The sequence below is a fragment of the uncultured Paenibacillus sp. genome, assembly GCF_963515335.1.
Classification (GTDB): domain Bacteria; phylum Bacillota; class Bacilli; order Paenibacillales; family Paenibacillaceae; genus Paenibacillus_I.
In genome coordinates this window covers 57,884-80,475 of record NZ_CAUPYC010000008.1, presented here as the reverse complement: position 1 = coordinate 80,475, position 22,592 = coordinate 57,884, and the positions used below count along the sequence as shown (strand labels likewise).

Annotated in this window: 28 protein-coding genes and 1 pseudogene; 6 read left to right on the top strand and 23 right to left on the bottom strand. The window is 53.5% G+C overall.

The window, feature by feature from the left end; genetic code table 11:
• Window positions 1–24 precede the first annotated feature (24 nt).
• The 3 genes from RWM61_RS05085 to RWM61_RS05075 all read right to left on the bottom strand — a co-directional run bounded on the left by RWM61_RS05085 (window position 25) and on the right by RWM61_RS05075 (window position 2,902).
• The gene (locus RWM61_RS05085; RefSeq protein WP_313998092.1) at window positions 25–624 is read right to left on the bottom strand and encodes a response regulator transcription factor; all 600 of its coding nucleotides are present in this window, start codon (window positions 622–624) and stop codon (window positions 25–27) included.
• Window positions 621–1,766, bottom strand: coding sequence for a sensor histidine kinase (locus RWM61_RS05080; protein WP_313998090.1), 1,146 nt, complete (start codon window positions 1,764–1,766; stop codon window positions 621–623). Before RWM61_RS05080 ends, RWM61_RS05085 begins: the two co-directional genes overlap by 4 nt.
• 80 nt (window positions 1,767–1,846) lie before the next feature.
• The gene (locus tag RWM61_RS05075; RefSeq protein WP_313998088.1) at window positions 1,847–2,902 is read right to left on the bottom strand and encodes a fatty acid desaturase; all 1,056 of its coding nucleotides are present in this window, start codon (window positions 2,900–2,902) and stop codon (window positions 1,847–1,849) included.
• A 572-nt stretch (window positions 2,903–3,474) separates the two neighbouring features.
• On the opposite strand from RWM61_RS05075, the gene RWM61_RS05070 reads away from it, so the two are divergent.
• Entirely contained in the window at window positions 3,475–4,914 is a 1,440-nt protein-coding gene (locus RWM61_RS05070; protein ID WP_313998086.1) for a PAS domain S-box protein, read from the top strand.
• Between the two features lie 94 nt (window positions 4,915–5,008).
• Here the strand turns inward: RWM61_RS05070 and RWM61_RS05065 are convergent, their stop codons facing one another.
• The 3 genes from RWM61_RS05065 to RWM61_RS05055 form a co-directional block, all read right to left on the bottom strand.
• Window positions 5,009–5,257, bottom strand: a complete 249-nt coding sequence (locus tag RWM61_RS05065; RefSeq protein WP_313998084.1) for a hypothetical protein — start codon at window positions 5,255–5,257, stop codon at window positions 5,009–5,011.
• Between the two features lie 412 nt (window positions 5,258–5,669).
• On the bottom strand, window positions 5,670–5,918 hold the full coding sequence (locus RWM61_RS05060; RefSeq protein WP_313998081.1) for a hypothetical protein: 249 nt from the start codon (window positions 5,916–5,918) through the stop codon (window positions 5,670–5,672).
• Window positions 5,919–6,025: 107 nt separating this feature from the next.
• Window positions 6,026–6,898, bottom strand: coding sequence for an aminoglycoside 6-adenylyltransferase (locus RWM61_RS05055; protein WP_313998079.1), 873 nt, complete (start codon window positions 6,896–6,898; stop codon window positions 6,026–6,028).
• A 434-nt stretch (window positions 6,899–7,332) separates the two neighbouring features.
• On the opposite strand from RWM61_RS05055, the gene RWM61_RS05050 reads away from it, so the two are divergent.
• Entirely contained in the window at window positions 7,333–7,554 is a 222-nt protein-coding gene (locus RWM61_RS05050) for a DUF3231 family protein (RefSeq protein ID WP_313998077.1), read from the top strand.
• Here RWM61_RS05050 and RWM61_RS05045 read toward each other — a convergent pair.
• From RWM61_RS05045 to RWM61_RS05020, 6 genes are all read right to left on the bottom strand, one after another.
• A complete protein-coding gene (locus tag RWM61_RS05045; protein WP_313998074.1) occupies window positions 7,545–8,555 on the bottom strand; it encodes a LacI family DNA-binding transcriptional regulator in 1,011 nt (336 codons plus the stop codon). The two genes, RWM61_RS05050 and RWM61_RS05045, sit on opposite strands and share 10 nt — an antisense overlap.
• A 99-nt stretch (window positions 8,556–8,654) precedes the next feature.
• Window positions 8,655–9,665: a Gfo/Idh/MocA family oxidoreductase gene (locus RWM61_RS05040; RefSeq protein WP_313998072.1), complete on the bottom strand. Its 1,011-nt coding sequence runs from the start codon at window positions 9,663–9,665 to the stop codon at window positions 8,655–8,657.
• 59 nt (window positions 9,666–9,724) lie between these two features.
• Complete coding sequence (locus RWM61_RS05035) at window positions 9,725–10,516, bottom strand: carbohydrate ABC transporter permease (protein WP_313998120.1); 792 nt, start codon at window positions 10,514–10,516, stop codon at window positions 9,725–9,727.
• 47 nt (window positions 10,517–10,563) lie between these two features.
• Window positions 10,564–11,052 (bottom strand): sugar ABC transporter permease, encoded by a 489-nt coding sequence (locus tag RWM61_RS05030; protein WP_313998070.1) that lies wholly within the window; start codon window positions 11,050–11,052, stop codon window positions 10,564–10,566.
• Window positions 11,039–11,350, bottom strand: coding sequence for a hypothetical protein (locus tag RWM61_RS05025; protein WP_313998068.1), 312 nt, complete (start codon window positions 11,348–11,350; stop codon window positions 11,039–11,041). The genes RWM61_RS05030 and RWM61_RS05025 overlap by 14 nt, the downstream gene beginning before the upstream one ends.
• A gap of 84 nt (window positions 11,351–11,434) precedes the next feature.
• The gene (locus tag RWM61_RS05020) at window positions 11,435–12,517 is read right to left on the bottom strand and encodes an ABC transporter substrate-binding protein (protein WP_313998118.1); all 1,083 of its coding nucleotides are present in this window, start codon (window positions 12,515–12,517) and stop codon (window positions 11,435–11,437) included.
• Window positions 12,518–12,529: 12 nt separating this feature from the next.
• Here RWM61_RS05020 and RWM61_RS05015 point away from each other — a divergent pair, with 12 nt between their 5' ends.
• Window positions 12,530–13,312, top strand: a complete 783-nt coding sequence (locus RWM61_RS05015) for an aldo/keto reductase (protein ID WP_313998067.1) — start codon at window positions 12,530–12,532, stop codon at window positions 13,310–13,312.
• Window positions 13,313–13,374: 62 nt separating this feature from the next.
• On the opposite strand, the gene RWM61_RS05010 is transcribed toward RWM61_RS05015, so the two are convergent.
• The 9 genes and pseudogenes from RWM61_RS05010 to RWM61_RS04970 form a co-directional block, all read right to left on the bottom strand.
• The gene (locus tag RWM61_RS05010; protein WP_313998066.1) at window positions 13,375–13,689 is read right to left on the bottom strand and encodes a type II toxin-antitoxin system RelE/ParE family toxin; all 315 of its coding nucleotides are present in this window, start codon (window positions 13,687–13,689) and stop codon (window positions 13,375–13,377) included.
• The gene (locus tag RWM61_RS05005) at window positions 13,686–13,949 is read right to left on the bottom strand and encodes a type II toxin-antitoxin system Phd/YefM family antitoxin (protein WP_313998063.1); all 264 of its coding nucleotides are present in this window, start codon (window positions 13,947–13,949) and stop codon (window positions 13,686–13,688) included. Before RWM61_RS05005 ends, RWM61_RS05010 begins: the two co-directional genes overlap by 4 nt.
• A gap of 88 nt (window positions 13,950–14,037) precedes the next feature.
• Entirely contained in the window at window positions 14,038–14,403 is a 366-nt protein-coding gene (locus RWM61_RS05000; RefSeq protein WP_313998061.1) for a hypothetical protein, read from the bottom strand.
• Between the two features lie 326 nt (window positions 14,404–14,729).
• Window positions 14,730–16,226: an alpha-N-arabinofuranosidase gene (locus tag RWM61_RS04995; RefSeq protein WP_313998117.1), complete on the bottom strand. Its 1,497-nt coding sequence runs from the start codon at window positions 16,224–16,226 to the stop codon at window positions 14,730–14,732.
• A 74-nt stretch (window positions 16,227–16,300) separates the two neighbouring features.
• Complete coding sequence (locus RWM61_RS04990; protein WP_313998115.1) at window positions 16,301–16,672, bottom strand: carbohydrate ABC transporter permease; 372 nt, start codon at window positions 16,670–16,672, stop codon at window positions 16,301–16,303.
• A 36-nt stretch (window positions 16,673–16,708) separates the two neighbouring features.
• Window positions 16,709–17,134 (bottom strand): hypothetical protein, encoded by a 426-nt coding sequence (locus RWM61_RS04985; RefSeq protein WP_313998059.1) that lies wholly within the window; start codon window positions 17,132–17,134, stop codon window positions 16,709–16,711.
• A gap of 176 nt (window positions 17,135–17,310) precedes the next feature.
• Window positions 17,311–17,544, bottom strand: a pseudogene (locus RWM61_RS04980) (alpha-N-arabinofuranosidase); the annotation flags it as partial.
• 168 nt (window positions 17,545–17,712) lie between these two features.
• Window positions 17,713–18,204 (bottom strand): hypothetical protein, encoded by a 492-nt coding sequence (locus RWM61_RS04975; RefSeq protein ID WP_313998056.1) that lies wholly within the window; start codon window positions 18,202–18,204, stop codon window positions 17,713–17,715.
• A gap of 183 nt (window positions 18,205–18,387) precedes the next feature.
• Window positions 18,388–19,344 carry an alpha/beta fold hydrolase gene (locus RWM61_RS04970; protein WP_313998054.1) on the bottom strand — a complete coding sequence of 319 codons (957 nt, stop codon included), beginning with the start codon at window positions 19,342–19,344 and terminating at the stop codon, window positions 18,388–18,390.
• Between the two features lie 367 nt (window positions 19,345–19,711).
• On the opposite strand from RWM61_RS04970, the gene RWM61_RS04965 reads away from it, so the two are divergent.
• From RWM61_RS04965 to RWM61_RS20220, 3 genes are all read left to right on the top strand, one after another.
• Window positions 19,712–19,873, top strand: a complete 162-nt coding sequence (locus RWM61_RS04965) for a hypothetical protein (RefSeq protein WP_313998052.1) — start codon at window positions 19,712–19,714, stop codon at window positions 19,871–19,873.
• Window positions 19,874–20,191: 318 nt separating this feature from the next.
• Window positions 20,192–20,674: an exonuclease domain-containing protein gene (locus RWM61_RS04960; RefSeq protein ID WP_313998049.1), complete on the top strand. Its 483-nt coding sequence runs from the start codon at window positions 20,192–20,194 to the stop codon at window positions 20,672–20,674.
• A gap of 26 nt (window positions 20,675–20,700) precedes the next feature.
• The gene (locus tag RWM61_RS20220) at window positions 20,701–20,895 is read left to right on the top strand and encodes a TM2 domain-containing protein (protein ID WP_399537935.1); all 195 of its coding nucleotides are present in this window, start codon (window positions 20,701–20,703) and stop codon (window positions 20,893–20,895) included.
• 56 nt (window positions 20,896–20,951) lie between these two features.
• Here the strand turns inward: RWM61_RS20220 and RWM61_RS04955 are convergent, their stop codons facing one another.
• Together RWM61_RS04955 and RWM61_RS04950 are read right to left on the bottom strand one after the other, a co-directional pair.
• Complete coding sequence (locus RWM61_RS04955; protein WP_313998047.1) at window positions 20,952–21,881, bottom strand: ROK family protein; 930 nt, start codon at window positions 21,879–21,881, stop codon at window positions 20,952–20,954.
• Window positions 21,878–22,579 (bottom strand): N-acetylmannosamine-6-phosphate 2-epimerase, encoded by a 702-nt coding sequence (locus RWM61_RS04950; protein ID WP_313998045.1) that lies wholly within the window; start codon window positions 22,577–22,579, stop codon window positions 21,878–21,880. Before RWM61_RS04950 ends, RWM61_RS04955 begins: the two co-directional genes overlap by 4 nt.
• Window positions 22,580–22,592: the final 13 nt, after the last annotated feature.

Genomic DNA, 22,592 nt, shown 5'->3' with positions numbered 1-22,592 from the left:
CGGAAGCCGGCGTCGCACAATACGTCACTTGAACCAGCCCTTCTCCTTGAACCGCGTAATCGCTTCGATCCGGTTGCTGACGCCCAGCTTGTCGAGAATCACGGAAATATAGTTGCGCACGGTGCCCGTCGTGATGTACAGCTGGCTGGCGATTTCCTTCGTGTTTTTGCCGTCCGCGATCAGCCCCAGCACTTCCTTCTCCCGGTCGGTAAGCGGATTCTCCTGGCCGTATGCGTCATCCACCAGCTCCGAAGCATAAATCCGCCGCCCGGATACGATGCTGCGGATCGAATCGGCAAGCTCCTCGCTGGGACTGTCCTTCAGCAAATAACCGTGCGCGCCGGCTTTGATCGCGCGCTCGAAATAACCGGCGCGCGCGAACGTCGTCAGGATCAGCACCTTGCAGCCCGAGCCCTTCAGCTCCTCGGCTGCGTCCAGCCCGCTTCGCACCGGCATCTCGATATCCATCACGCATACATCCGGCTTATGAAGATGAACCAGCCTTACGGCTTCCTCGCCGTTGCTCGCCCGCGCCACGACCTCCATGTCCTCCTCCAGGTCCAGCAGGGAGGCAAGCGCGCCGAGCAGCATCCGCTGGTCCTCAGCTATAACGATCCGTATCATATCCCCGCCCCCTTCTCTTTCTCCGGCTGCTGCACCACATTCGGCACCTTAATGACGACCGTCGTTCCACCGTCCGATCCGATCTCCAGGCTGCCGTTGACGAATTCAAGCCGTTCCTTCATGCCCCGAATGCCGCTGCTTCCGAAACGCGAGGTTTCCGCCCCGCCGATGCCGATCCCGTTGTCCTTCACCCGGACAACAAGCTCGGTCGGTGACGGCTCGACGGAGATCGAGCAGGCGGTCGCGCTGCTGTGCCTCACCACATTGGTTACGGCTTCTTTCAGGCACATGCTCACCACATTTTCGTTCAACAGGGAGGTGTCCGTCAGCTTCGGGTCCCCCTCGAGCGTGAACTGGATCTCCGCGGCGTTCAGGATCTGCCTGATCCGGTAAATCTCGTCCTCCATGCTCGTGCCGCGCATCCGGGTCACCATTTCCCGCACTTCCTTGAGCGCCGTTCTGGCGGTCCGGCTGACGTCGCCGATTTCGGCCCGCGCCCGATAAGGGTCGGTGCCGATCAGCTTGCCGGCCAGGTCGCTTTTCAGCCCGATCAACGACAGCTTTTGGCCGAGCGTATCATGCAGGTCGCGGGCGATCCGCTGGCGCTCCTCGAGCTTGACCAGCTCGGAAATCCGTTTGTTCGCATGCTCCAGCTGCCCCTGCAGCTTATCGCTCCTGTTGCGGTTGTACGTGGTGACAGGCAGCAGAATGACCGCGATCAGACTGACGAGCACAAAAGGCAGCTGCGTAATGAAAACCGGATTTTGCGAAACGAACCCGTAGTTGATCGTGACGACCGTGCTGATGAGATGAATCGTATACAACGTAAAGAAACCGATCCGGTTCTGGATATTGCCGATGAAGAAGGCCAGAAACAGCGCAAAATAAACATAGCCGAATAGCAGCGTCATCGTGATGGAAATCAATATCTGCACGCTTGTCCAGAAGTAAACCATCCACCCGCGCGAAACGAATGAGAGCACGTAGCAAATGAAAAATCCGATAATCATCAGAATGCCGATCACTACCTCATAGGTCGAGGAGGAACGAAAGATGAAATAAAACGGCAGGATGTAAAAGACGACCCATACATAAGGGCTGAGACCCGTATTTTTCTGAAAAATCTGGTACCACTTCTGCATGGCCGCCCCCATCCTTTGCTTTTCGCCGATACGTCTCACCGATACGACTATTGTATAGAATTATACCCGTTGACGTCAGGTTATTTTCCTTGAAAGCCCGGATTTTGTCTTTTCACTTTGTCCGCCGCGGATCGGCTTTTCACGGACAAACGCCTTGCGTCGCTGAAGCTGACGAAGGTTTTGTTACGCTCGTCCCACAGACGGAAGCGAAGCGACTGCAGGCTGGCGCCGATCGTAATGGTCGTCGCTTTCTGAAGGGGAGGCGTCGCATGATGGGCCTTCTCCAGGTTATAGTTCGGCACCCTCGGGCTCAAATGATGCACATGATGAAACCCGATGTTGCCGGTCATCCATTGCAGTACCTTCGGCAGCTTGTAATAAGAGCTTCCTTCCACCGCGGCCTTCACATAGCTCCACTCATCCTCCTTCTCGAAATAAGAATCCTCGAATTGATGCTGCACATAGAACAGCCAGATGCCGAGCAGGCCGGAGACGAAGAAGACGGGACCCTGAATCAGCAGAAAAGCTTGCCAGCCGACCGCCGAGATCAGCAGCGCATACAGCGCGACAATGCCCGCATTGGTGACGTAGGTGTTGATGCGTTCCTTGCGCTTCGCTCCTTTACTGTTGAAACGGTAATCGACGAGGAAAATGGCAATCGGTCCAAGCCCGAACATGACGACCGGATGGCGGTAAATGCGGTAAGCGATTCGGCGCCACAAAGGAGATGCCGCATATTCTTCTACGGTAAGAATCCACATGTCGCCGATCCCCCGTTTGTCAAGATTGCTGCTCGTGGCGTGGTGGATCGAATGGCTTCGTTTCCACTGCTCATAAGGAACGAGTGTAATAATACCTGTAAGGGTACCGATGATTTCGTTAGCCTGCCGGCTTCGCAAGAACGATCCGTGACAGCAGTCGTGAAAAAGAATGAACGTGCGGACGACAAACCCGGCCGTGACCAGTATAATCGGAAGAGTAAGCCAATACGATACGGAGAGGCTCAAGTAAGCGGCGTACCAGAGCAGCAGCAAAGGTCCGATCGTGTTGACGATCTGCCGGACGCTCGCCTTCGTATCGGTTTGCTCGTAGGGGGCGACATTTTTTTTCAGATGTGCGATTTCGGGCCGGTTCATGGTTTCCTCCTCGATTTGACGCGCGTGCCTGTTGTATGATGGCGACGGACGGACTTTCCTATCGTCATTATAGAAAATACAGCTCCCGTACGGCAGTCATAAACGTCAAGTCGCGGGTATGACAAACGTCATATAGACGGAAAGACCGCCGGGTTCCTTATGGTTTTGCCTCTTTTTTCCCACTCATCGCTATCACCTCCTTGGTAAAGTGGTAATAGTATGTTGCCCGGTTATGACGTCAGCGGCGGCCTCTTTTTTTCAAAATTTGCACATTTACGGCATTGCTGGCCAGAACGTTGCCAATCTCCGTTCTCCCCACGGCCAATTGATTGACCTTTATGATGATGTAATGGTTCTTTCCTACGCGATAGCGATAGGTTTTCACGTTCGATCGGATCACCGGTCCTCACACCTCCGATAGTTTGATAGAGTATTTTATGTCCGCGCCGCCGGAACCGCTTGAGCCAATATTCCGGTATTGCCGCTTAGTATCGGTTTGCCTTCCGGGCAAATTCGCTGATTCACCGTATTTTATTACTGCAAAATGCAACTTTAACAGGAGAGTGCCGCACTTGGAGAAACACGAACAATTGCAGCCTGAGCTGAATCTTGTAGAAACCATCCGGCTGCAGCAGGGTATGACATTCAAGTTTAAACAAACGGAAGGCCGCTTCATCCATACGTTATGCGAAGGAGAGCTCGTCTACCAGCTGGGCTTTACTCCCTGCCAAGTTGTCGGCAAAGATCTTTACCAATTGTTTCCCGACAAATCGGCAGCGGTCAAGGAGGACTTTTACCGGCGCGCCTGGGCAGGTGAAGAAAAAGTCACGTACGAGGGCGAGTATAACAACATACGCTATCTCGCTTCATTGCGGCCCGTAAAGCGGAACGGGACGGTGGTGGAGGTCATTGCTTCCTGCGTCGACATTACCGAGCGGAAAAAAGCGGAAATCGAGCTGGGCTCGACCAGGGAGCTGCTTGAATCTTTCTTTGAGAGCAGCCTCGATGCGATCGATGTCGTCGATTTGTCAAGCAAAATCATCCGCGTCAATTCCGCCTTCGAGCATATATACGGCTGGTCCGCGGAGGAGGTGCTCGGCCGCGGTTTGCCTTTTATCCCGAGCCATATGGCCGAGCAGGCGGAAGCGCTCAACCGGAAAATTCTCGCCGGCGAGCAAATTAAAAACTATGAAACCGTTCGGCAATGCAAAGACGGCCGGCTGATCGACGTAAGCCTGACCGTCTTCCCCGTACGAAACGCGGCCGGCAACATTACCGGATACGCCGGTATTTCAAGGGATATTACCGAAAAGAAACGAACCGAGGAGTTTCTAAGGAAGACCGACAAGCTGAACATGATCGGCCATCTGGCTGCCGGGGTCGCCCACGAGATACGGAATCCGCTGACCGCCATGCGGGGATTCGTGCAGCTGCTGCGTGCCGGACACGAAAGTAAAAGCGAGTTCTATGACATCATGCTGTCCGAGATCGATTTGATCAACAACATCGTGACGGATTTCCTCATGATCGCGAAACCGCAAACGACCGATTTCAAGCGCTCCCATGTCGGACGCATCCTGAAACAGGTGATCACACTGCTGGGTGCGGAAGCGAATCTGCGCGGCATCGTCATCTGTCTCGAGACGAAGCCCAACACTGCGGAGCCTTTCATTCACTGCGCGGAGTTCCAGATCAAGCAGGTATTTATCAATCTGCTGAAAAACGCCATGGAGGCGATGCCTGGGGGCGGGACGATTTTCGTGGAAGTCGAAACAACGGGGACGGCTCACGGGGAAATCCGCATCCGGTTTCACGACCAGGGAGGCGGCATACCCGAAGAAAGAATCCCGAAGCTCGGCGAGCCTTTTTATACGACCAAGGAAAAAGGCACCGGGCTCGGCCTGATGATGTGCTTCAAGATCGTGGAGGCGCACGGCGGCCGTCTGCTGTTCGACAGCCAGCTTGGCCGGGGAACGACGGTTGAGATCACACTGCCCGCCGCGGAAATTTGAAACAGGCGCACAGCGACCAGCCTAATATCATTGCCTGGATATGGCGACGACGGACGGTCTCGGGATATCCCGGTAAGGCCAGCGGCTGGTCGGGTTATTCGGGTCCTTCGTTTCTTCTCCCGGATGCTGGACCGCCATGAACTAGCCGCAGCGGATCGATGCCCGCGCCATGCAAGTTGTCGATGTTGCGCGGGTCTTCTCCCATTTGTTGAAGCAGCATGCATACGAGACCGCCGCAATCGATGAGATACAGCCGGCCGTCCTTCTTGACCGCCATGCTGAAATGGTGACGGCTCACCGTCGAAACGCCGGCGCTCGTACCCAATATCAATAATTCGGACATTTGTTCCCACCTTATCCTTAAATTGTTCGGTGGCGCTTGCCGGATCAGAGTTATTCATCTGGATAAACAGAATTATGAAAAATTATTGTAAGAGAAGATCATGTTGAGTTGTTGTAAAAAGCAGCAAAAAAAGACCAGCGCAAGTTGTGGTCTTCTAAAAAACCCCAATATTATTTAGCTAAGGCAAGGAGCCCAGCATTTCTGCTGAATTAAGTCAAATACAAGAATAACTTCGTAAAGCCCTAATCTTGCCCAATAGCCTTTCAACTTGCCTGTCATTATTTGCTTTGCAGTAAGAGTCGGTGTAAATAAAAGCCGCGTAAAAGAATCCAGATAAATCTTTTCCTTCACCTCTGGCGGATAGGCGAGAATACGACTTAGTTCATCCAACGCTGTTTGCGACCAATAGACGCTATAGGTTCTGTTCATTCTCAAGTTCTTTGACCTTGCTGCGCAAGTATTCAAGTCCCTCTGCCTGACCGAATACGCGTCCATTCGCCCGGTCTTCGCGGCTTCGTTCAATTTGTCGAATGAGATCTGCATCCTCCGAAAGCGATTCGGCATCCAATTGCTGCAGATCGTTTCTTTCCCGCTTCATATTCAAATATCCGATAAAATCAAATACTTCGAGCACGTCTTGCTCGGGGATTTGGTCGATCATTCGCTTTAACTCTTCACGGTTTACACTCATACCGTTTACCGCCTTTCGATTACCTCCCAAGTACTTTTCCATTATACCACAAAAAAAGACAGGTCAAAAAACACAAATCAATAGATTTCTGTGGCATTCGGGGACAAATGCTGAATATGCCTTAAATATGCCGTAACACGCTCATCTTCTTCATCCGGGTAATCAAAATTCAAACGGTCTGCAACGTATTTTGCCGTATTGCGAAACAGGTTGCCCATCGAGAACAGCGCCTTCCATGCCCCCTCATAGCTTCCGTCGGCAAAAGTAGAAAGAAGCTTCCGCCAGGTTGTATCGGAAACGTATTTCTCCAAATATTTGCCGCATTTCCCGGTGCTGACCGAGAAGTCCGTTTGTATGCCAGCCTGCCACTCCAGCATCTTGATGAGCATCGGCCGGACGTAACGGTTAAGATGCTCCTGCGCATAAAGGATTTCCTTTCTCCACAAGCCTTTTGCGATATAAACGGATACCCACCAAAATTCATTGCAGCAATCGGCGAACAGCTCGGCTGACGGGCGTTTGACCCAATAGTCCTCATCGGTCGGAGCCGCGATTGCCGGCAGACAACGATCCTTATCCAGTAAAATAACCGTCAGCTTATCCTCGTTGCAGTACGAATCCTTCTCTTCCAAAGGAACCAACATCAGATCAATTCGGTTTCCGTCGGCAAACTGCATCAGATAGGTGAAGCGCCTGCCCGGTTCCGGCGAAAACAGCGTCGAAGACTCGGGCGTTTGCATAATGATTCGTTCACCGAACACATCGACCCAATTGCGGTCACGGATAAAAGATTCGATTTCGGTAACGAGATAAACAATGTCAAAATCCTGAAACGGATCCTTCGACGCATTCGGATTCGTTCGGGAGCCGTTCATCGCTACTGCGCGAATTCGTTCATCCCGCTCCGCCGTTTGTAAAATCAAGGCCAGCATTTCCCGTTCTGTCCGCATTTCATTACCTCGCTTTAAAAAAAGGTTCCTGGCCGCTATGCCGCTATTTGTGCCCCGGGAATCGTGGAGAGAATTATGCGGGATCGTGTTTGAACAGTAATCAGGATGCTTATTGCATAATTATTCAAAAATACACAATCTACAGTTGATCATTCAATGTTAGCGTATATTTGTTTAGGAAATTACAACACATCCATTGAGGGGGAACAAATGAATCCTTTTGAAGTCTTTAAGGACGCGATAAAACCGTTTCTCGACGGTAAAAAACCGCCGCTCCATGTGGGGGAAGTCATGAATCTTTGGTTTTACACATGTTCACAGACCGATGGTTCAGGAATTGGAACAGTTTTTAAGAAAAGAAGGGGTGCCGCTACCCCCCGACCACGCCTGAAAAACCGATCTTCGATTATAAAGACATTCCCGAAGGAGCAAAATTGACCGACGAGGAGACCGCCAATTTACTCGCTTACAACTTGGTTATCGGAATAATGTCCGCCGCCAGGGGATTCACCGAAGCGGTAAGGCCGGACGTGGGAATGATGTTTATGAAATATCAGTTGACCAAAGCGACATTCGGCGTAACCTTTAAAGATCTGATGCAACAACGGGGTTGGTTCTCACAAACAACCGGTGTCATTCAACCGTATTACGTATGACGGAGATGGCTGCCGCACGATTCCCGAACGATGAGCTCGCTGTCCAGGATAATCTCTTGGCTGCTCAACGTCTCATTGTTGATGCAGCGCAGCAATACTTCCATCGCTTCCGCCCCGATCTGTTGCTTGGGCTGGGCGACCGTCGTCAGCGGCGGCTCGATGTACGCCGACAATTTAATGTCGTCAAAGCCGACCACGGCAATATCCTCAGGGACCTTGTAACCGAGTTCTTTTATCGCTTTGATGGCGCCGATCGCCATTTCGTCGTTTGCCGCGAAGATGGCGGTGGGCTTTGTCGGCAGCTCCATAAGCTCACGGCCTTTGTCGTACCCGCATTCAATCGTAAAATTGCCTTCGACAATAAACTGCTTTTCAATTTCGATCTGGTTCTGAAACAATCCCTGGCAGTAGCCCTCGAAGCGGAACGAGCTGAGGCGGTTATTTTTCAACGGTCCGCTGATGTACGCGATTCTTCGATGACCCAGCGAGACCAGATGATTCACCATGTCGATGGCGCTGTTGAAATGGTCGATATTCACGGTCGGTATATCATCGCCGTCGATGAACGCGCAAGCGACGACAATCGGCAGGCCCTTCGAGGCTTCAATGATGTGCTCCTGCGGATTTTGAGCCACCAGCAGAATGACGCCGTCGGCCAGCTTGTCCCGCACCAATTCGATGTACTCGATTTCCATTTGCTTGTTCAATTGGGTGTCGCCCAGCAGAACGTGGTACCCTTTTGCCTGCGCGACCCGTTCCATCCCCCGAATGATCTCATAAAAAAAAGGATTGGAGATGTCGGGAACGACGACAACGACGGTCTTCGTCTCCAATTTGCGGAGATTGCGCGCAAGCCTGTTGGGCCTATAGTTCAGTTTCTCAACGGCCATCAGAACCTTTTGCTTTTTATCCGCCGTGACCGCATCGCCGCCGGCCAATACCCGGGAGACCGTCGAAGGCGATACACCGGCTAGTTTGGCCACATCTGTCATTTTCGCCATTACGGCTCCCCTTTGCCCAGAACGTTGATTGGATTTATGGCTGAGTCTGCAATCAGTCTCCCATCCATTTTAATCTTCCTTGACGATCGGCACAATACGTTAAGCGTGAACCGGCGAATGACCGATTACAACACGCTTGCCTTCCCGGTGCGACACCGCCGCCGCTTCATTGATTTGCGTAAGTCTCCAAGCATCTATTTCCGTGATGTCCGTCGGAGCGCCTCTTAGAATCGCTTCGGCCCATTGCTCCATCGGACTCGGCAGCGCCTCCGGCAGCTCCGGCACGATCCAGCACGCATCCCCGTCTGCCGCGCGCTTGAACCGCACCCCCTCGTTCTCGACGAGCAAGCTCCCCTCCGTTCCGTGCAGCTCAAGCAGGAACGGACTGCTGCTTGAAACGAACGACGTTTCAAGAATTCCGAGCGCTCCCGATTCATATTCGACGATCACGGCGCTGTTGTCATCCACAGGATGCCCGTAATACGTCGTCAAACGCGCCGTTACCGCCCTGGCAGGACCTGCAAGCCGGTTCGACAGATAGAGCGGATGTGCGCCCAAATCGATCAAGGCGCCGCCGCCGCATTGCTCAGGGTCGAAAAAATGCGCCGGCAGAAAGCCGTTGGGGTGCCCTTCGTAAGGCACGGCGCCGCTATGCGCACACCTGCATCTCACCGTCGTTAACCGGCCCAACGCGCCGTCAGCCAGCATTTGCTGTGCCAGCCGGGTATAGGGCAGCACCATTCTCGGCAGGGAAATCACGAATTTCACCTGATTCGCTTTTACGGCTGCCAATATTTCTTCGCATTCCTCCAGCGTAATCGCCAAAACCTTTTCCGTATAAATATGCTTGCCGTATTGGGCCGCCTTCACCATAACGTCTCTATGGATATTGGTAGGGGCAGTGACGATCACGCCGTCAATCCCCGGATTTCCGAGCACCGCGTCCAGATCCGCTTCGAACGGCACGCCAAGCTCACGCGCCCATTCCCTGCCCCGTTCCGGATCTTCATCCCATACCAGTCGAATGGAGAGATTCGGATGATCCATCGCTTCCTTCGCATAATCGACCGCATGGACATGCCATTTGCTTAACAACGCAACAGTTATCATTTTTCCGCACTCCCTCTGTTTATGATCGCTCTCTCTATAACCGGGCCGGACAACCGGGATCAGCCTTTTACGCCGCCAGCGGTCAAACCTGCAATAATCCGTCTTTGGAAAATGAGGACCAGCACGATCAGCGGCACGGTGACGACTACCGACGCGGCCGCGATATCTCCCCAAGGCAGCTCATAGGTGCCGGCAAACATGGAAATGCCGACCGGAACGGTGCGCTGCGCATCCGTCGACATGAACGCCAGCGCGTACAAAAATTCATTCCATGCCGAGATGAAGACAAGAATGGCCGTTGTAAACATGCCCGGCGCGGCCAGCGGAAGAATGACTTTGCAGAACGCCATGAACCGGTTGCATCCGTCGACGATGGCCGCCTCCTCCATATCCTTCGGGATATCGTTAATGAAGGAAGCCAAAATCCAGATCGTCAAGGGCAGCGCAAATGTGGTGTAAGGCAGAATGAGACCCATATAGGTATTCAGCAGACTCATTTGCTTCAGAAACAGAAACAAAGGGCTTAAGGTTGCGATCGGCGGAAACATGGAGATCGCGAGCACCATCGCCAGAATGAAGCGTTTACCAGGAAAATGCAGCCGAACGAGCGCATAAGCCGCGAACGAGCCGATCACCAGGGAAAATAAAGTGGTCGAAGAGGCGACGACCAGGCTGTTTTTCAAATAAGTCAGAAACGGATGCTGCACGAAGACGTTCACATAATAATCGAAGTACATCCTTTCCGGTATCCAGTCGGGAGGCATCTTGTTAATCTGCCCCGGCGGCTTGAGCGATGTGAGGAACTGCCAGACGAACGGGAAGACGACAGCGAGCACAAATAATGCGACCATGACGTAAAACAGCGCTCGTCGCAGCGGGCTTGGCAGTCCGCGCGAGCCTACATTTTTCTCCAACTTTTTCGCGCCCCCCCTTCTTCCGCACCCCATTGCGAGCCGAGAATTTTCATATACAGCAGACTGATCAGAAACACAATGACGAAAATAATGACGGACAGCGCGGAGCCGTAGCCGAAATCCAGATAACGCATCATGACTTTGTAGGCATACACGGAAATGGATTCCGTCGAGTTCCCCGGTCCGCCCCCGGTCATGACAATGACAATATCGAATACGCGGAACGCGTCCAGTGTCCGGAACAGCAATGCGACCAGAATCGATGAGCGCAGCATGGGCAGCGTCACATGCCGGAACCTGCTCCACAGGCCGGCTCCGTCAACCTTCGCCGCCTCATAGAGATTAGCCGGAATCATCTGCAGACCGGCCAGAATCAGCAGTGCCATAAACGGCGTTGTTTTCCATACGTCCGTGATGATCAAGGACATCAGCGCCGTTGCCGGATCGCCCAGCCAAGCCTTATACCCGTCCATGAATCCCAGCTTGACCAGGTCCGAGCAGAAATTCCAGGGCGACGGTGACCGCGGTAAAAATGACCGTATTCCATAACCCGCCCAGCGCCTGGGGATCCGTAAAAAAAGCCCAATAGTTGGCCAATCCCACAAAAGGCTTGCCGGCAGCCGGTTCTTTCAGATTGAAAGCATGCAGACTGAGCCACATCGTATATAGAATCGGATAGACGGCGATCGCTCCGATTACGATTAAGGAAGGGCCGGTCATCAACCACCCAAGACGGGCTTCCTTGATAAATTTCGTTTTATGTACCCTCACAGCGGCATCCCCCTTTCATACGAATGGACCGCCCCCCGCCTCGCTTTATCGGCTGGCCGGGAGGCAGCCGATCCGCTTTATGGCTTACTTCTCGATTTCTTCAATCTCCTTCTGCAAAGTGTTAAGCGCATCCTCAGCGGTGCTGACGCCCGTTAACGCTTTATGGATGTTACGCTGAATGGCGTCCGAGATTTTCGGATAATTCGGCGACACCGGGCGCGGTTTCGCCGTGATGAGCGCGTTGTAGATCTCTTTCATATACGGAGCCGCAGCCAGAATCTCCGGATCCTCGTAAGAAGCTTTCAACACGGGAGGCATACCGCCGTCGACGACACCGATTTTCTGCGCCTCAGGACTAATCATGAATCTCAGGAACTCCACTGCCGCTTCCTTCTGCTTCGCGTCGATGTTTTTGTTGATCGCGAGATTCAAGCCGCCGAGCGTAGCCGCCGGTTCGGTGCCTTGAGGCCCTACAGGCATCGGAATAATGCCGACCTTACCCTTGACCTTGGAGCCTTCCTTCTGCGATTCAACCCAGACGTTCGGCCAGCCGCGATGGAACACGGATTTCCCTTCCAGGAATACCTGCATGCTTTCCGGCTCCGTATAGGTCATAACGCCCTTAGGCGCAACCGTCGAAACCAGATCCATCATGTATTGGGTCGCTTCGATATTGTTGGCCGAATTGACGACTACTTTGCCGTCCTGATCCAGCACGTTACCGCCGTTGCCCCAGATGTATTCCAGCCAGTTGGTTACCAGTCCCTCGTACTGGTTCGCCTGGAAAACGAACCCGAACTCCGTACCATCCTTGCCGCCCAGCTCTTTGGAAAGCGCTAACAACTCATCGAACGTTTTCGGAGGCTGCTTGCCGGCCTTCTCCAAAATGTCCTTGCGGTAGTAAAGGACGCCGCCGTGCGAGAACCATGGAACCGAAATCAATTGATCTTTATATGTACCCCCTTTAACAGCCCCCGGCAGCAAGGCATCCAGCTCTTGTTGGCTGAAGTACGAATCCAACGGCTCAAGCCAGTTCGCCGCTCCGAACTCCGCCGGCCAAATAATATCGATCGCCATCACGTCTACACTGGTGTCGCCGGATGCCAATTTCGTCACAAAATCATCATGGACCACGTCGGCATTAGCCGGGAGGCTCTGCGTTTCCACCACGATATCGGGATGCGTCTCATTGAATTTCTCGACCAGTTTGCCCGTAAGCCGGGACTGCGGGAGAATATCCTTCTGCAATCCAAATGCGGCATCCGGTTTCCCGAAGACAATGGCACGCCGGCCCGTTATGACTTCTCCGCTTCCCATATCGTCAACAGTGCGGAAGGCATTCTGCGCCGTTTGTCCACCGATTATCTGGATGTGCTGCTGCTTCACCGGCCGGATGCGCTTATGGATGCCGATGAGGTGGCCGAGGCCTTTGGGCAGCTTAAGGCTTCCGGCAAGGTTCGGCATTTCGGGGTATCCAATATGAGCGCGGGACAAATCCGCCTGCTGCAAAGCCGATGCGAAATGCCTCTGGTCGCCAACCAGCTGGAGATGAGCCTGCACAAAATCGGCTGGCTCGAAACCGGCGTGCATGTCAATCAAACGGCGGCGCGCAACGATATTTTCCCGGAAGGCACACTCGAATTCTGTCAGATGGAGAACATCCAGCTGCAGGCCTGGGGCACCCTCGCGCAGGGCATCTATTCAGGAAAGGCAGCCGGCCAACAAAACGAGACTGTACATAAAACCGCCGCGCTCGTGCAACAGTTGGCCGAGGCCAAAGACACGTCGACCGAAGCCATCGTCCTCGCATGGCTCATGAAGCACCCGGCATCGATCCAGCCCGTCATCGGCACGACAAACCCGGAACGAATAACCGCTTGCGGCGATGCGGTTCATGTGTCTTTGAGCCGGGACGAATGGTACTCCCTTTATGTCAGCTCGCGAGGCGTTTCACTGCCTTAAATCGCTGCAAAAAACCATCCTCTCTCAGCCGGCAAGGCTTTGGGGAGGATGGTTTATAAAGGTCACAACCCATTGATCCATTCCCGTTTGGCATAAAGAATTCTAACGATCGTCACCGTCTTGGCGTGTTCGGAAACCGCATAAAAAATAATGTAGTTATTGACGATCAGCATTCGTATGCCCTGTGCAGCCAACCTCTCATCCCGTACCAAACCATTCCGGAGGGGGAACTGCTCTAATCCCATGATAGCCTCGCCGATAGCAGCTACAACCTGCATGGCTGTCGACGGCTCTCTGAGTTCCTTTGCAATATAGTCGGCAATGCCGCGTAAATCATGTTCAGCAAGCTCAGTTACCACTATATTGTAGCTTGTCACTCTGAAAGCCCCTTTTGAATGTCATTTAAGGCATCACGGAAAGGCCTGGTTTTATTTAATTTCATTTCCTCCATGCCTTCATCAAGCAACTTATAAAGCTCATATTTTCCAACAAGTTTTTCAAAGGTCTCTATGCTCATCACCGCTAAGTCGCCCTGACCGTTTTTAGTGATATATACAGGTTCGGAATACTTATGGCAAAATTCGGAAATTTCATTGTATTTGTTACGCAAATCCGAGCTTGGTCTAATCGTCGGCATTTTACTCACCTCCAACCTCCGAATGATGTATCAATATTTTATCGTTTAAACGATACAAATTCAAGCTGTGGTGAGAGAGAAACAATTCCTAATCTCCGTCTTCTATCGTTACAAATTGCCGCGGGTTGGATCGAATATATGTACTGATCCGTTTCAGACTGTTTGGAGCGATGTCCAAGAACCGTTCAAACAAAACACTTGCAGCGTTCAGGAGTTCGCGGTCACGCTCCAGGTCTTTGAACGTCGCGTCGCCCCATTGCACGCCCAGCCTGCGGTTCCTTGCCGCAAGAACCTCCGTTGTCTCCTCAAGCAAACCGAGCATGGCCATATCGTCGAAGAAACGCAGACCGCCCGTCACCCCGGACCAATAATCGGGTCTATCCAGCAAGTAGGATATCCATTGGTAATACTCGCTCACCGAGCCTTTGGCATGATCGTACAGGACCCTGAACATGCATAAAGCCTTTTGCCCTTCGGTAAGCCGAGCGATAGCCTGCGTTTTCACCGATATATCTTTTCCGTGAATTTGAAGCAAGGTCGGTTCCATGCATGCCCACCCGAGACTTTCGTCATCCAAGGTATCGAATTCCTGTTTTCTCATTGCTACTAACGTCATTGAACCGCTCCTTGTCATAGGTATATGCCCATGTAAGATTATACAGCAGCAAAGTAGGCGTCATAAATTCCTTTGTGAAACCCTCCGGGCAGAAAGGTATACAGCCCGTACTTACTGTCACCGACGATAAGCCGCAGCCAACCTCCCTTCGGTTGTCTTTCCGCTCAAGCGCGTTTCTTGCCGAGGCGGATCACATTCCAGGAGAAAGCCGGAAGCACTGCCGTGAGCCGTCCCTCTTCGACGGCCGACACGCCGCCGGCGTGCGGCACGACGTTGTCCTGCCGGTCCGGACCATTAACGGCGTTATAAGCTTGGTGCTGCATCACGATATGTTCGATTACCCCGTAGCCTTCCAGCGAACGGATGTCGCACTGAAGGCGAAGCTCTTCCCGCTGATCCTTGTTTGCGGCGAAAATGGCGCATGTCTCGTCCGCTTCGTCCCAAACGGCGACCGTATCCAGCAGCGGAACATCCGTGTAATCCCTGCAATCGTATTTCGGACTGACCACAACCGTCTGGAGCACGACGCCTCTGCCGTACAGCGAGGCATGCAGAAACGGATAATACGTCGTCTGCCGCCAAGCCGGCCCGTTCGCCTCCGCCATGATACAGGCGCTGAGATTGACCAGCAGCGACTGGCAGGCGATCTTGATCCGGTCCGCATGACGCAGCAGCGTAATCATCATGCTCCCGAACAGCAGCGCGTCTTCCATCGTATAGATCGTCTCGTTGCGCGCCGGGGCGACCGACCATCTGTCATATTCGATCGGACGGATCGTGAGATCGTTGACGCAGTTCCATTCGTCCATCGAGATGAACATCGTTTTCTTGCTTCGTTTCTTCGCTTTCATGTAATCCAGCGCAGCGATGGCCGACCGGATATAGCCGTCAAATCCAACCGATTTCGCCAGATAGTTCGCCGGATCGCAATCACGGTTGAAGTAGTATTGGTGCAGCCCCATATAGTCGATGTGCTCATAGGCATGGTCGAGCACCGTCGCCTCCCACTGCGGGAACGTCGGCATCGTATCGAGGGAGCTTCCGCAAGCTACCAGCTCGATGGAAGGGTCCGTCCATTTCATCACTTTCGCGGCTTCCACGGCAATTCTCCCGTATTCTTGCGCCGTCTTCGTACCGATCTGCCACTCGCCGTCCATTTCGTTGCCGAGACACCACGTTCGGATCGCGTGCGGAGCCTCGAAGCCGTGGCTTCTCCGCAAGTCGCTCCAATACGTCCCCGACGGATGGTTGCAGTACTCGACCAGGTTCCGGGCGGGATCGATGCCGCGGGTACCCAGGTTCACCGACATGATGACATCCGTGCCCGTCGCTTTGGACCATTCCATGAATTCGTTGGTGCCCACTTCATTCGACTCCGTCGCCCACCAGGCCAGCTCGAGCCGTTTCGGCCTTCCCTCCTTGGGCCCAACGCCGTCTTCCCAATTATAGCCGGACACGAAGTTGCCGCCGGGGTAGCGGATAATCGTCATTTGGAGCTCCTTGACCAGCTCGATGACGTCCTTCCGGAAGCCCCTCGAATCGGCCGCCGGATGGCCGGGATCATAAATCCCGCCGTAGGTGACCCGTCCCATATGCTCGACAAAAGAACCGAACAATCGTTTATCGACCCGCCCTGCCTTGTATGACGTATCAAGAACCATCGATGCTTGTTTGGACACCGCTTTGTTTCCCTCCCTATCGTGAAAGATGGCATTCGCAGGCAAGCGCGCTCCCGTTATCCTTTCAGGCCGGAGGTCGCGACGCCCTGGACGAAATATTTTTGCGCAAAAAGAAAGAGAATCAGCAGCGGCAGGAACGAGATGGCGGCGGCGGCCAGCGTCGGTCCGTATTCGATCGTGTTATCCCCGACGAACATGGCGAGTCCCGCAGGGAGTGTCCGCATCTCCGTCGAGCTCGTCAGCATGAGCGGATAGAGCAGATCGTTCCAATTGCCCATGAAGTGAAAAATGCCGAGCGTAATCAGCGCCGGTACACAAAGCGGGAGCATGATGCGCCAATAGATCATGAATTCGTTGAAGCCGTCTACCCGCCCCGACTCTTCGAGTTCTCTCGGCAGCGAGATGAAAAACGACCGCATCATGAAGATGCCGAAGGCGCTGCCCGCGCGCGGGATAATGAGTCCTCAGAACGTATCGAGCAGGCCCAGCTTATACACTTCCACGAACAGCGGGATCATGATGACCTGGAACGGAATCATCATCGTGATCAGGATCGCCGTAAACATCCACCGGCTGCCTCTGAACCGAATCCGCGCGAAAGCGTAAGCCGCCATCGAATCGAAAAGGATGGAAGCGGCCGCCACGCCCAGCGAGAAAATGACCGTATTCTTGACGAGGGCAAGTAGCGGAATGCTCTCCCACACCTGAATGTAATTCTCGAAAGTGAGCTCCTGCGGAAAAAATTTCGGCGGGTACTGCACGAGCTCCGTCTCCGGTTTAATCGTCGAGAACAGCAGCCATAGAAACGGATGCAGCACGGCGATCAGGACAATCCATAGCAGGATAAAAGCGCTGCAGACGAAACCGATATTGGGGAGGCCAGCCGTCACAACCGGGATGTGTTCAAAATGTACAATTATCGGATTGGACTCCCGCTATAAACCGGGAGTCCCTTCTTTGCGTATGCAAACCTGCTATTCGCACGCGAACCGGAGCATATTCCATGAGCTTTTGGGGATCAGAACCCCATCGCAGCTGCCTAGCGGGAGAGACTTCGGAACGACACGTCGTAGCCCGACACGAAATTGCCTCCGGGATAGCGGATCATCGGGATGCCGAGCTCTTTGATGAGCGCCATCACATCCTTGCGGAAGCCTTGCTCGTCCGAATCCGGATGCCGGGGTTCATACAGTCCGCCGTACACGTTCCTCCCAAGATGCTCGATGAAGGAACTGAACAGCCTTTTATCCACCTCGCCGATCCGAAACGTCTTGTCCGCTATGTACGATGCCTTTTTCAATCCGTTCCCCTCCTGCCGCATGAATAAGTTAGCGAATAGCAACGCTTTCAATCGCATTGTATGGCGGCGGAGGGGAAGAAACAATTCCGCATTGCAACTGCTTTTTATACGATATGAACCAGCGGGAAGAATCCCACCCGCAATGTCGGAGCCGCGCCGAGCCCCTGATTACTTTTTAACCCATACATCAACCTTCGCTTTCATTGACGAAATCGTCGTTTTCTTGTACTGCAGCCCCAGCCGCAGCACTTTGATTTGCTGATTGCGTGTCAACTGCCGGAAGCGGGGCTCCTGTTTCATAAAGGTTCGGATAATGGACCAGCTGCCAGGTGCCACGCGATCCTTTTTGATCCACGGGACGTCATAGGGCAGCTTTCGTTTGCGAAAGCTGCTCATAAACGCGGCAAAGCTTGAAGCGGCTTTGCTTTCGTCCACCAGACAAGGGACGGTCTTTTTTTTGGTATGCTTCCTGATATATTCGTAATTGTTCACACCGCTTACGATAAGGTAACCGCCTTGTTTCCTGCTTTTGCGAACGACCAGCACATGCATGCAATCCTGTGCCGCTTTGCGAAGTTCCATAATGCGCTTGGTAATCTGGACGGAAATTCCGGGTTTGATCTTGCTAAGCGGAATATATTGCAAGGTATACCTCAACATCCATCCACTCCTCCTGCAGCCAATGAACCGATCACCACATGCGGCAGGCCCCGTTTACGCTTCCACTCATGCAGCCGGTCCGCTCTCATGTAAAAAGCGCTTGCCGGAACCTTCGTCATCCGTCTGAACCCCGCATTGCCAGCCGGGGTGCCTGTCTCTATCGGCTGCAGCAACCCATCTCCATCAATCCAGGAAAAATTGAATGGTCTGGTCTACCGCATCGGGCAGCCATTCATGGCCGAAATCCGGGTAAACCAGCAGCCGTTTCGGTGCCGTCATTCGGTTGTAGGCGGCAAACTGGGTGGACGGCGGACAGATCGTATCCATCAGCCCCACCGACATCAGCACCTCGCCGCGAATCCGGTCCGCCAGAAACTGAAGATCGATATAGCCGAGCTTGGTAAAAATCTCGTCTTCCCGCTCATGCCGCGGATCGAAATGCCGAAAGTAAGTCTTCAGCTCCTGGTAAGCATCCTTGGCCAAATCCATCTCCCATGTCCGTTTATAATCACACAGGAACGGATACACGGGCGCCAGCTTGCGGATGCGCGGCTCCAGCGCCGCACAGGCGATGGTCAAAGCCCCTCCTTGCGAGGCTCCGGCAGCATAGACCCGTTCCGGGTCGACCTCCGGCAACTCCAGCGCTATACCGGCGAGCTGCGCCGTGTCCAGGAAGATATGCCGGAACAGCAGGTTGTCCGGGTGATCGTCAAGACCGCGGATAATATGACCGTGATGGGTAGTTCCCTTCACGCCGCCCGTATCCTCGGAGGAGCCGCCTTGTCCGCGGCAGTCCATGGCGAGCACGGAGAAGCCCAGCGAAGCGTAAGCCAGCTTGTCGGCCCAATCGCCGGCATGACCGGTGTAACCATGAAACAGAAGCACCGCGGGATGCGGCTCCGTTATGAATTTGGGACGTATATATTTGGCATGGATGCGCGCGCCGCGCACACCGGTAAAGTAAAGGTCGAAGCATTCGGCTTGCGGAGTCTGAAACGAACCAGGTACGAGTTCAACCTGAGGATCCACCGCACGCATCTCCGCAATCGCCCGATCCCAATACTCGTCAAAGTCCGAAGGACGAGGGTTTCTCCCCCGGTACTCATATAGCTGCTCAAGCGGCATGTCAATTAATGGCATATCGTCACGTTCCTTTCAGCAGATAGTGGAATCGTTTTCTTATTCGATTTTATCCGTTTCGCTTGCAGCAGTCGAGATGAAAAAAAGCAAGCTGTCCCCTGCTATGGCAGGCAACAGCTTGCTTGGTCGATACTCACTCAATAACACCTTACTGTCCTTCGCGCCTTCACATGAGCCTGTTTCCTGCTACGTTTCTTGGCCTTCGTCAAATCGGCCGCCGCCACAACGGCTCGGATAAATTCGTTCATATCGAAGGGTGGCGCCCAACATACCACCGGTTCATAAACCGGATTTTGCAGGATACTGCGTATTGTTGGTTTATGGTATAATGGCAATCATAACACGCTACTGAACGAGGTGATTGCGTATGTCGATTATTAAATCGAACAAAATCATATTGACCAAAGATGATCGCGGCATGCTGGCCTTGGAGGCATTTTGCAACGAAATTCGGCAAGAAGCCCGGGACAAAGGAATTACGGAACAAGACCTGCTGGATGAACTGGAACAAGTCCGGGAGGAAATGTAGAATGAGCGCAAGCACAAATATGTTCCGAATTCTAATTGATTCAACATCGTAACATCTCTCGATTATCAACTCATCTATACCCCGGAACAAAAGTCTTCTTTTGCCGTGCCCTACATTCGTGATCATAAAGATATCCCGATTCTTATTTCAGCTATCCTATCACAGCCTGACATTCTAATCAGCGGGGATATGGATTTTCACACAACGGAAATCAAACAGCATTTCACAGTCTACACCCCGGCTGATTTTTTGCGCGATTTCAGCTAGAAACTTCCAGCAAATCCTCCTACCGAGGGAGATATGTCAGGTGATAGAGATATGGATCCTCAATTGAACGAATTAATAAAGGATAAATCCGCTTACGGAGTAGGTGGATTTTTTGATGTGGAAACAACAGGATTAAGCTCAAACACTGAGGAAATCGTAGAGTTAAGCTTGATTCTATTTGTTTTTGAGCAAGAATCAGGAAAGATTATAGGTCTATTAGACAACTATACGGGTTACAACGAACCCAGCAAAAAGATTGGGAAATCCGCGCAGAAGGTTCATGGAATCACTGACAAAATGGTAAAAGGTCATAAAATTGATACTAATCGCATCCATTCAATGATGGACATTGCCGATTTCTTTGTTGCGCATAACGCTTCGTTTGACCGCGGATTTTTGCAAAACTATCTGATTTTCCCAAAGTCAAAAAGATGGTATTGTACCATGAACGAAATTGATTGGAGAGGTAAGGGGCATTCGTCAAAAGGTTTGCAGAATCTTTTGGATGACCACGGTCTTGCGCCACAAAACTAAGTGCCACCAATACCGATACTACATATATAGACGGCAAAAGCAAGGCTGTAATGTACGTTCTTTGGTTTTTAACCGGTTTAATCGGCGGCCATAGATACTATATGCGCGATTATTGGCAAGCCGCAATAATGACATTGACGCTCGGTTTTTACGGAATATGGACATTAATCGATTTATTCTTCATTGGAAAACGATTTGAAAAGAAGTTCAGGGTCCGTTAACTAACAACCCCCACCCTTTGACCATTCACGAAATGTTTCCGGACCCCGATCTTCGCCTATATTCCCTTCGCCAGCCGAGCCGCCCCAATAACCCCTGCCCGGTTGCCCAACTTGGCCGCAATAATCGTGACCGGCAGTGTCGTCATCTCTTTCAATCGATGCTCCAGACTCTCCCACCACAGGATCGAGGACTGTGCCAGCCCCCCGCCAATTATGATGGCCTCGGGCCCAAACACATTCTGCAGCGAAACCAACCCCGTTGCCAAATCCTTCACAAAGCTGTCGACGGCTTCCACCGCCCGCGAATCCCCTTCCGCAAAACGCTTAAACAGCAGATGACTGTCCCAAAAACCTTCAATCTCTTTCGCCATCCGGTTCAGCGCCGTGCCGGACGTATACTGCTCCCAGCAGCCGCGCTGGCCGCAATTGCAGAGAAGCCCGTCGGGCTTGATGAGCATGTGCCCGATCTCACCGGCTGTGCCGCGGAAGCCATGGATGATTCGGCCGCGGCTTGTCAGCGCGCCGCCGACGCCGGTTCCTAGCGCTACGAACACGAAGGAATCATATGTCTTCGCGGCGCCTGTCCATGCCTCGCCCAACGCCGCGGCGTGTACGTCGTTGTCCACCTTGACGGGCAGGCCCGTTCGCTCGGCAAGCAATTCCGCCAGAGGCGTGCCGGTCCAGCCGGGCAGATTGTCCGTCGCCCGGCTCACGCTGCCCGTGTCCGGATCGATCGCGCCGGCCGATCCGATCCCTACGCCGATCACCGGGCTCCGGGAGCTGTCAATCAGCGTGACGGCCAGGTCGGCTATAGCCTCGACAATACCGGCGCGGCCCGCTTCCACAGGCGTACGTCTGGCATCCTCCAGGATCAACTCCCCCCGCCGGGTTACGAGACCGCCCTTAATGGCGCTTCCCCCGACGTCAATCCCTACATACATTCCATCCGCTCCTTGCGCGTTCGCTCCTTCTCCCGCTGCGGTCATGCCCGTGACCCCCCGTTCAAGGCGACGCTCGCCATCGCCGCGGCATACCGGGCGGTGATCCATTGCGGCCGTGTGATCGCAGAGCCGACGACGACGAAATGCGCCCCTGCGGCCAGCGCTAGCCCGGCTTGCTGCGGGGTCGAAATGCCGCCTTCGGCAATGACCGGAACGGTCAGGCTGTCTGCCAATCGCTTCAACAGATCCAAACGCGGCAACGGGCTATCGCCCTCGCTGTAGGGGGTGTAACCCGCCAGCGTCGTCGACACGTAATCTGCTCCGTATTCCGCCGCAAGCAATCCTTCCCCGTAAGTCGAGATATCGGCCATCACGGCGATTCCGCGCTGCTTGAGCTCGGCGATTGCGCGCTCCAGGGTGAGGCCGTCCGGCCGTGGACGGCCGGTGGCATCAATAGCAACGATGTCCGCGCCGGCCGCATGCACCGCGACCGCGTCCTCCACAGTCGGGGTAATATACATCTCAAATCCTTTGTAATCCCGCTTCCACAGGCCGATGATCGGCAGCTCGACAGCCTCGCGAATCGCCCGGATATCGGTTGGGCTGTTGGCGCGAATTCCGCCGGCGCCGCCTTCGCGTGCAGCACGGGCCATCGCCGCCATGTGCGCCGATCCGTGCAGCGGCTCATGAGCGAGCGCCTGACACGACACGACTAAACTACTCCGGGCCGGTACTTTCAGCACAACGCATTCCCCC

Bases quoted from the DNA above. Each gene is read 5' to 3' on its own strand.
- RWM61_RS05085 (WP_313998092.1), bottom strand. From the start codon at position 624: ATGATACGGATCGTTATAGCTGAGGACCAGCGGATGCTGCTCGGCGCG.
- RWM61_RS05080 (WP_313998090.1), bottom strand. From the start codon at position 1,766: ATGCAGAAGTGGTACCAGATTTTTCAGAAAAATACGGGTCTCAGCCCT.
- RWM61_RS05075 (WP_313998088.1), bottom strand. From the start codon at position 2,902: ATGAACCGGCCCGAAATCGCACATCTGAAAAAAAATGTCGCCCCCTAC.
- RWM61_RS05065 (WP_313998084.1), bottom strand. From the start codon at position 5,257: ATGTCCGAATTATTGATATTGGGTACGAGCGCCGGCGTTTCGACGGTG.
- RWM61_RS05060 (WP_313998081.1), bottom strand. From the start codon at position 5,918: ATGATCGACCAAATCCCCGAGCAAGACGTGCTCGAAGTATTTGATTTT.
- RWM61_RS05055 (WP_313998079.1), bottom strand. From the start codon at position 6,898: ATGCGGACAGAACGGGAAATGCTGGCCTTGATTTTACAAACGGCGGAG.
- RWM61_RS05045 (WP_313998074.1), bottom strand. From the start codon at position 8,555: ATGGCGAAAATGACAGATGTGGCCAAACTAGCCGGTGTATCGCCTTCG.
- RWM61_RS05040 (WP_313998072.1), bottom strand. From the start codon at position 9,665: ATGATAACTGTTGCGTTGTTAAGCAAATGGCATGTCCATGCGGTCGAT.
- RWM61_RS05035 (WP_313998120.1), bottom strand. From the start codon at position 10,516: ATGGTCGCATTATTTGTGCTCGCTGTCGTCTTCCCGTTCGTCTGGCAG.
- RWM61_RS05030 (WP_313998070.1), bottom strand. From the start codon at position 11,052: ATGGACGGGTATAAGGCTTGGCTGGGCGATCCGGCAACGGCGCTGATG.
- RWM61_RS05015 (WP_313998067.1), top strand. From the start codon at position 12,530: ATGCGTCTCATTGAATTTCTCGACCAGTTTGCCCGTAAGCCGGGACTG.
- RWM61_RS05005 (WP_313998063.1), bottom strand. From the start codon at position 13,949: ATGCCGACGATTAGACCAAGCTCGGATTTGCGTAACAAATACAATGAA.
- RWM61_RS05000 (WP_313998061.1), bottom strand. From the start codon at position 14,403: ATGTTCAGGGTCCTGTACGATCATGCCAAAGGCTCGGTGAGCGAGTAT.
- RWM61_RS04995 (WP_313998117.1), bottom strand. From the start codon at position 16,226: ATGGTTCTTGATACGTCATACAAGGCAGGGCGGGTCGATAAACGATTG.
- RWM61_RS04975 (WP_313998056.1), bottom strand. From the start codon at position 18,204: ATGTTGAGGTATACCTTGCAATATATTCCGCTTAGCAAGATCAAACCC.
- RWM61_RS04970 (WP_313998054.1), bottom strand. From the start codon at position 19,344: ATGCCATTAATTGACATGCCGCTTGAGCAGCTATATGAGTACCGGGGG.
- RWM61_RS04965 (WP_313998052.1), top strand. From the start codon at position 19,712: ATGTCGATTATTAAATCGAACAAAATCATATTGACCAAAGATGATCGC.
- RWM61_RS04960 (WP_313998049.1), top strand. From the start codon at position 20,192: ATGGATCCTCAATTGAACGAATTAATAAAGGATAAATCCGCTTACGGA.
- RWM61_RS04955 (WP_313998047.1), bottom strand. From the start codon at position 21,881: ATGACCGCAGCGGGAGAAGGAGCGAACGCGCAAGGAGCGGATGGAATG.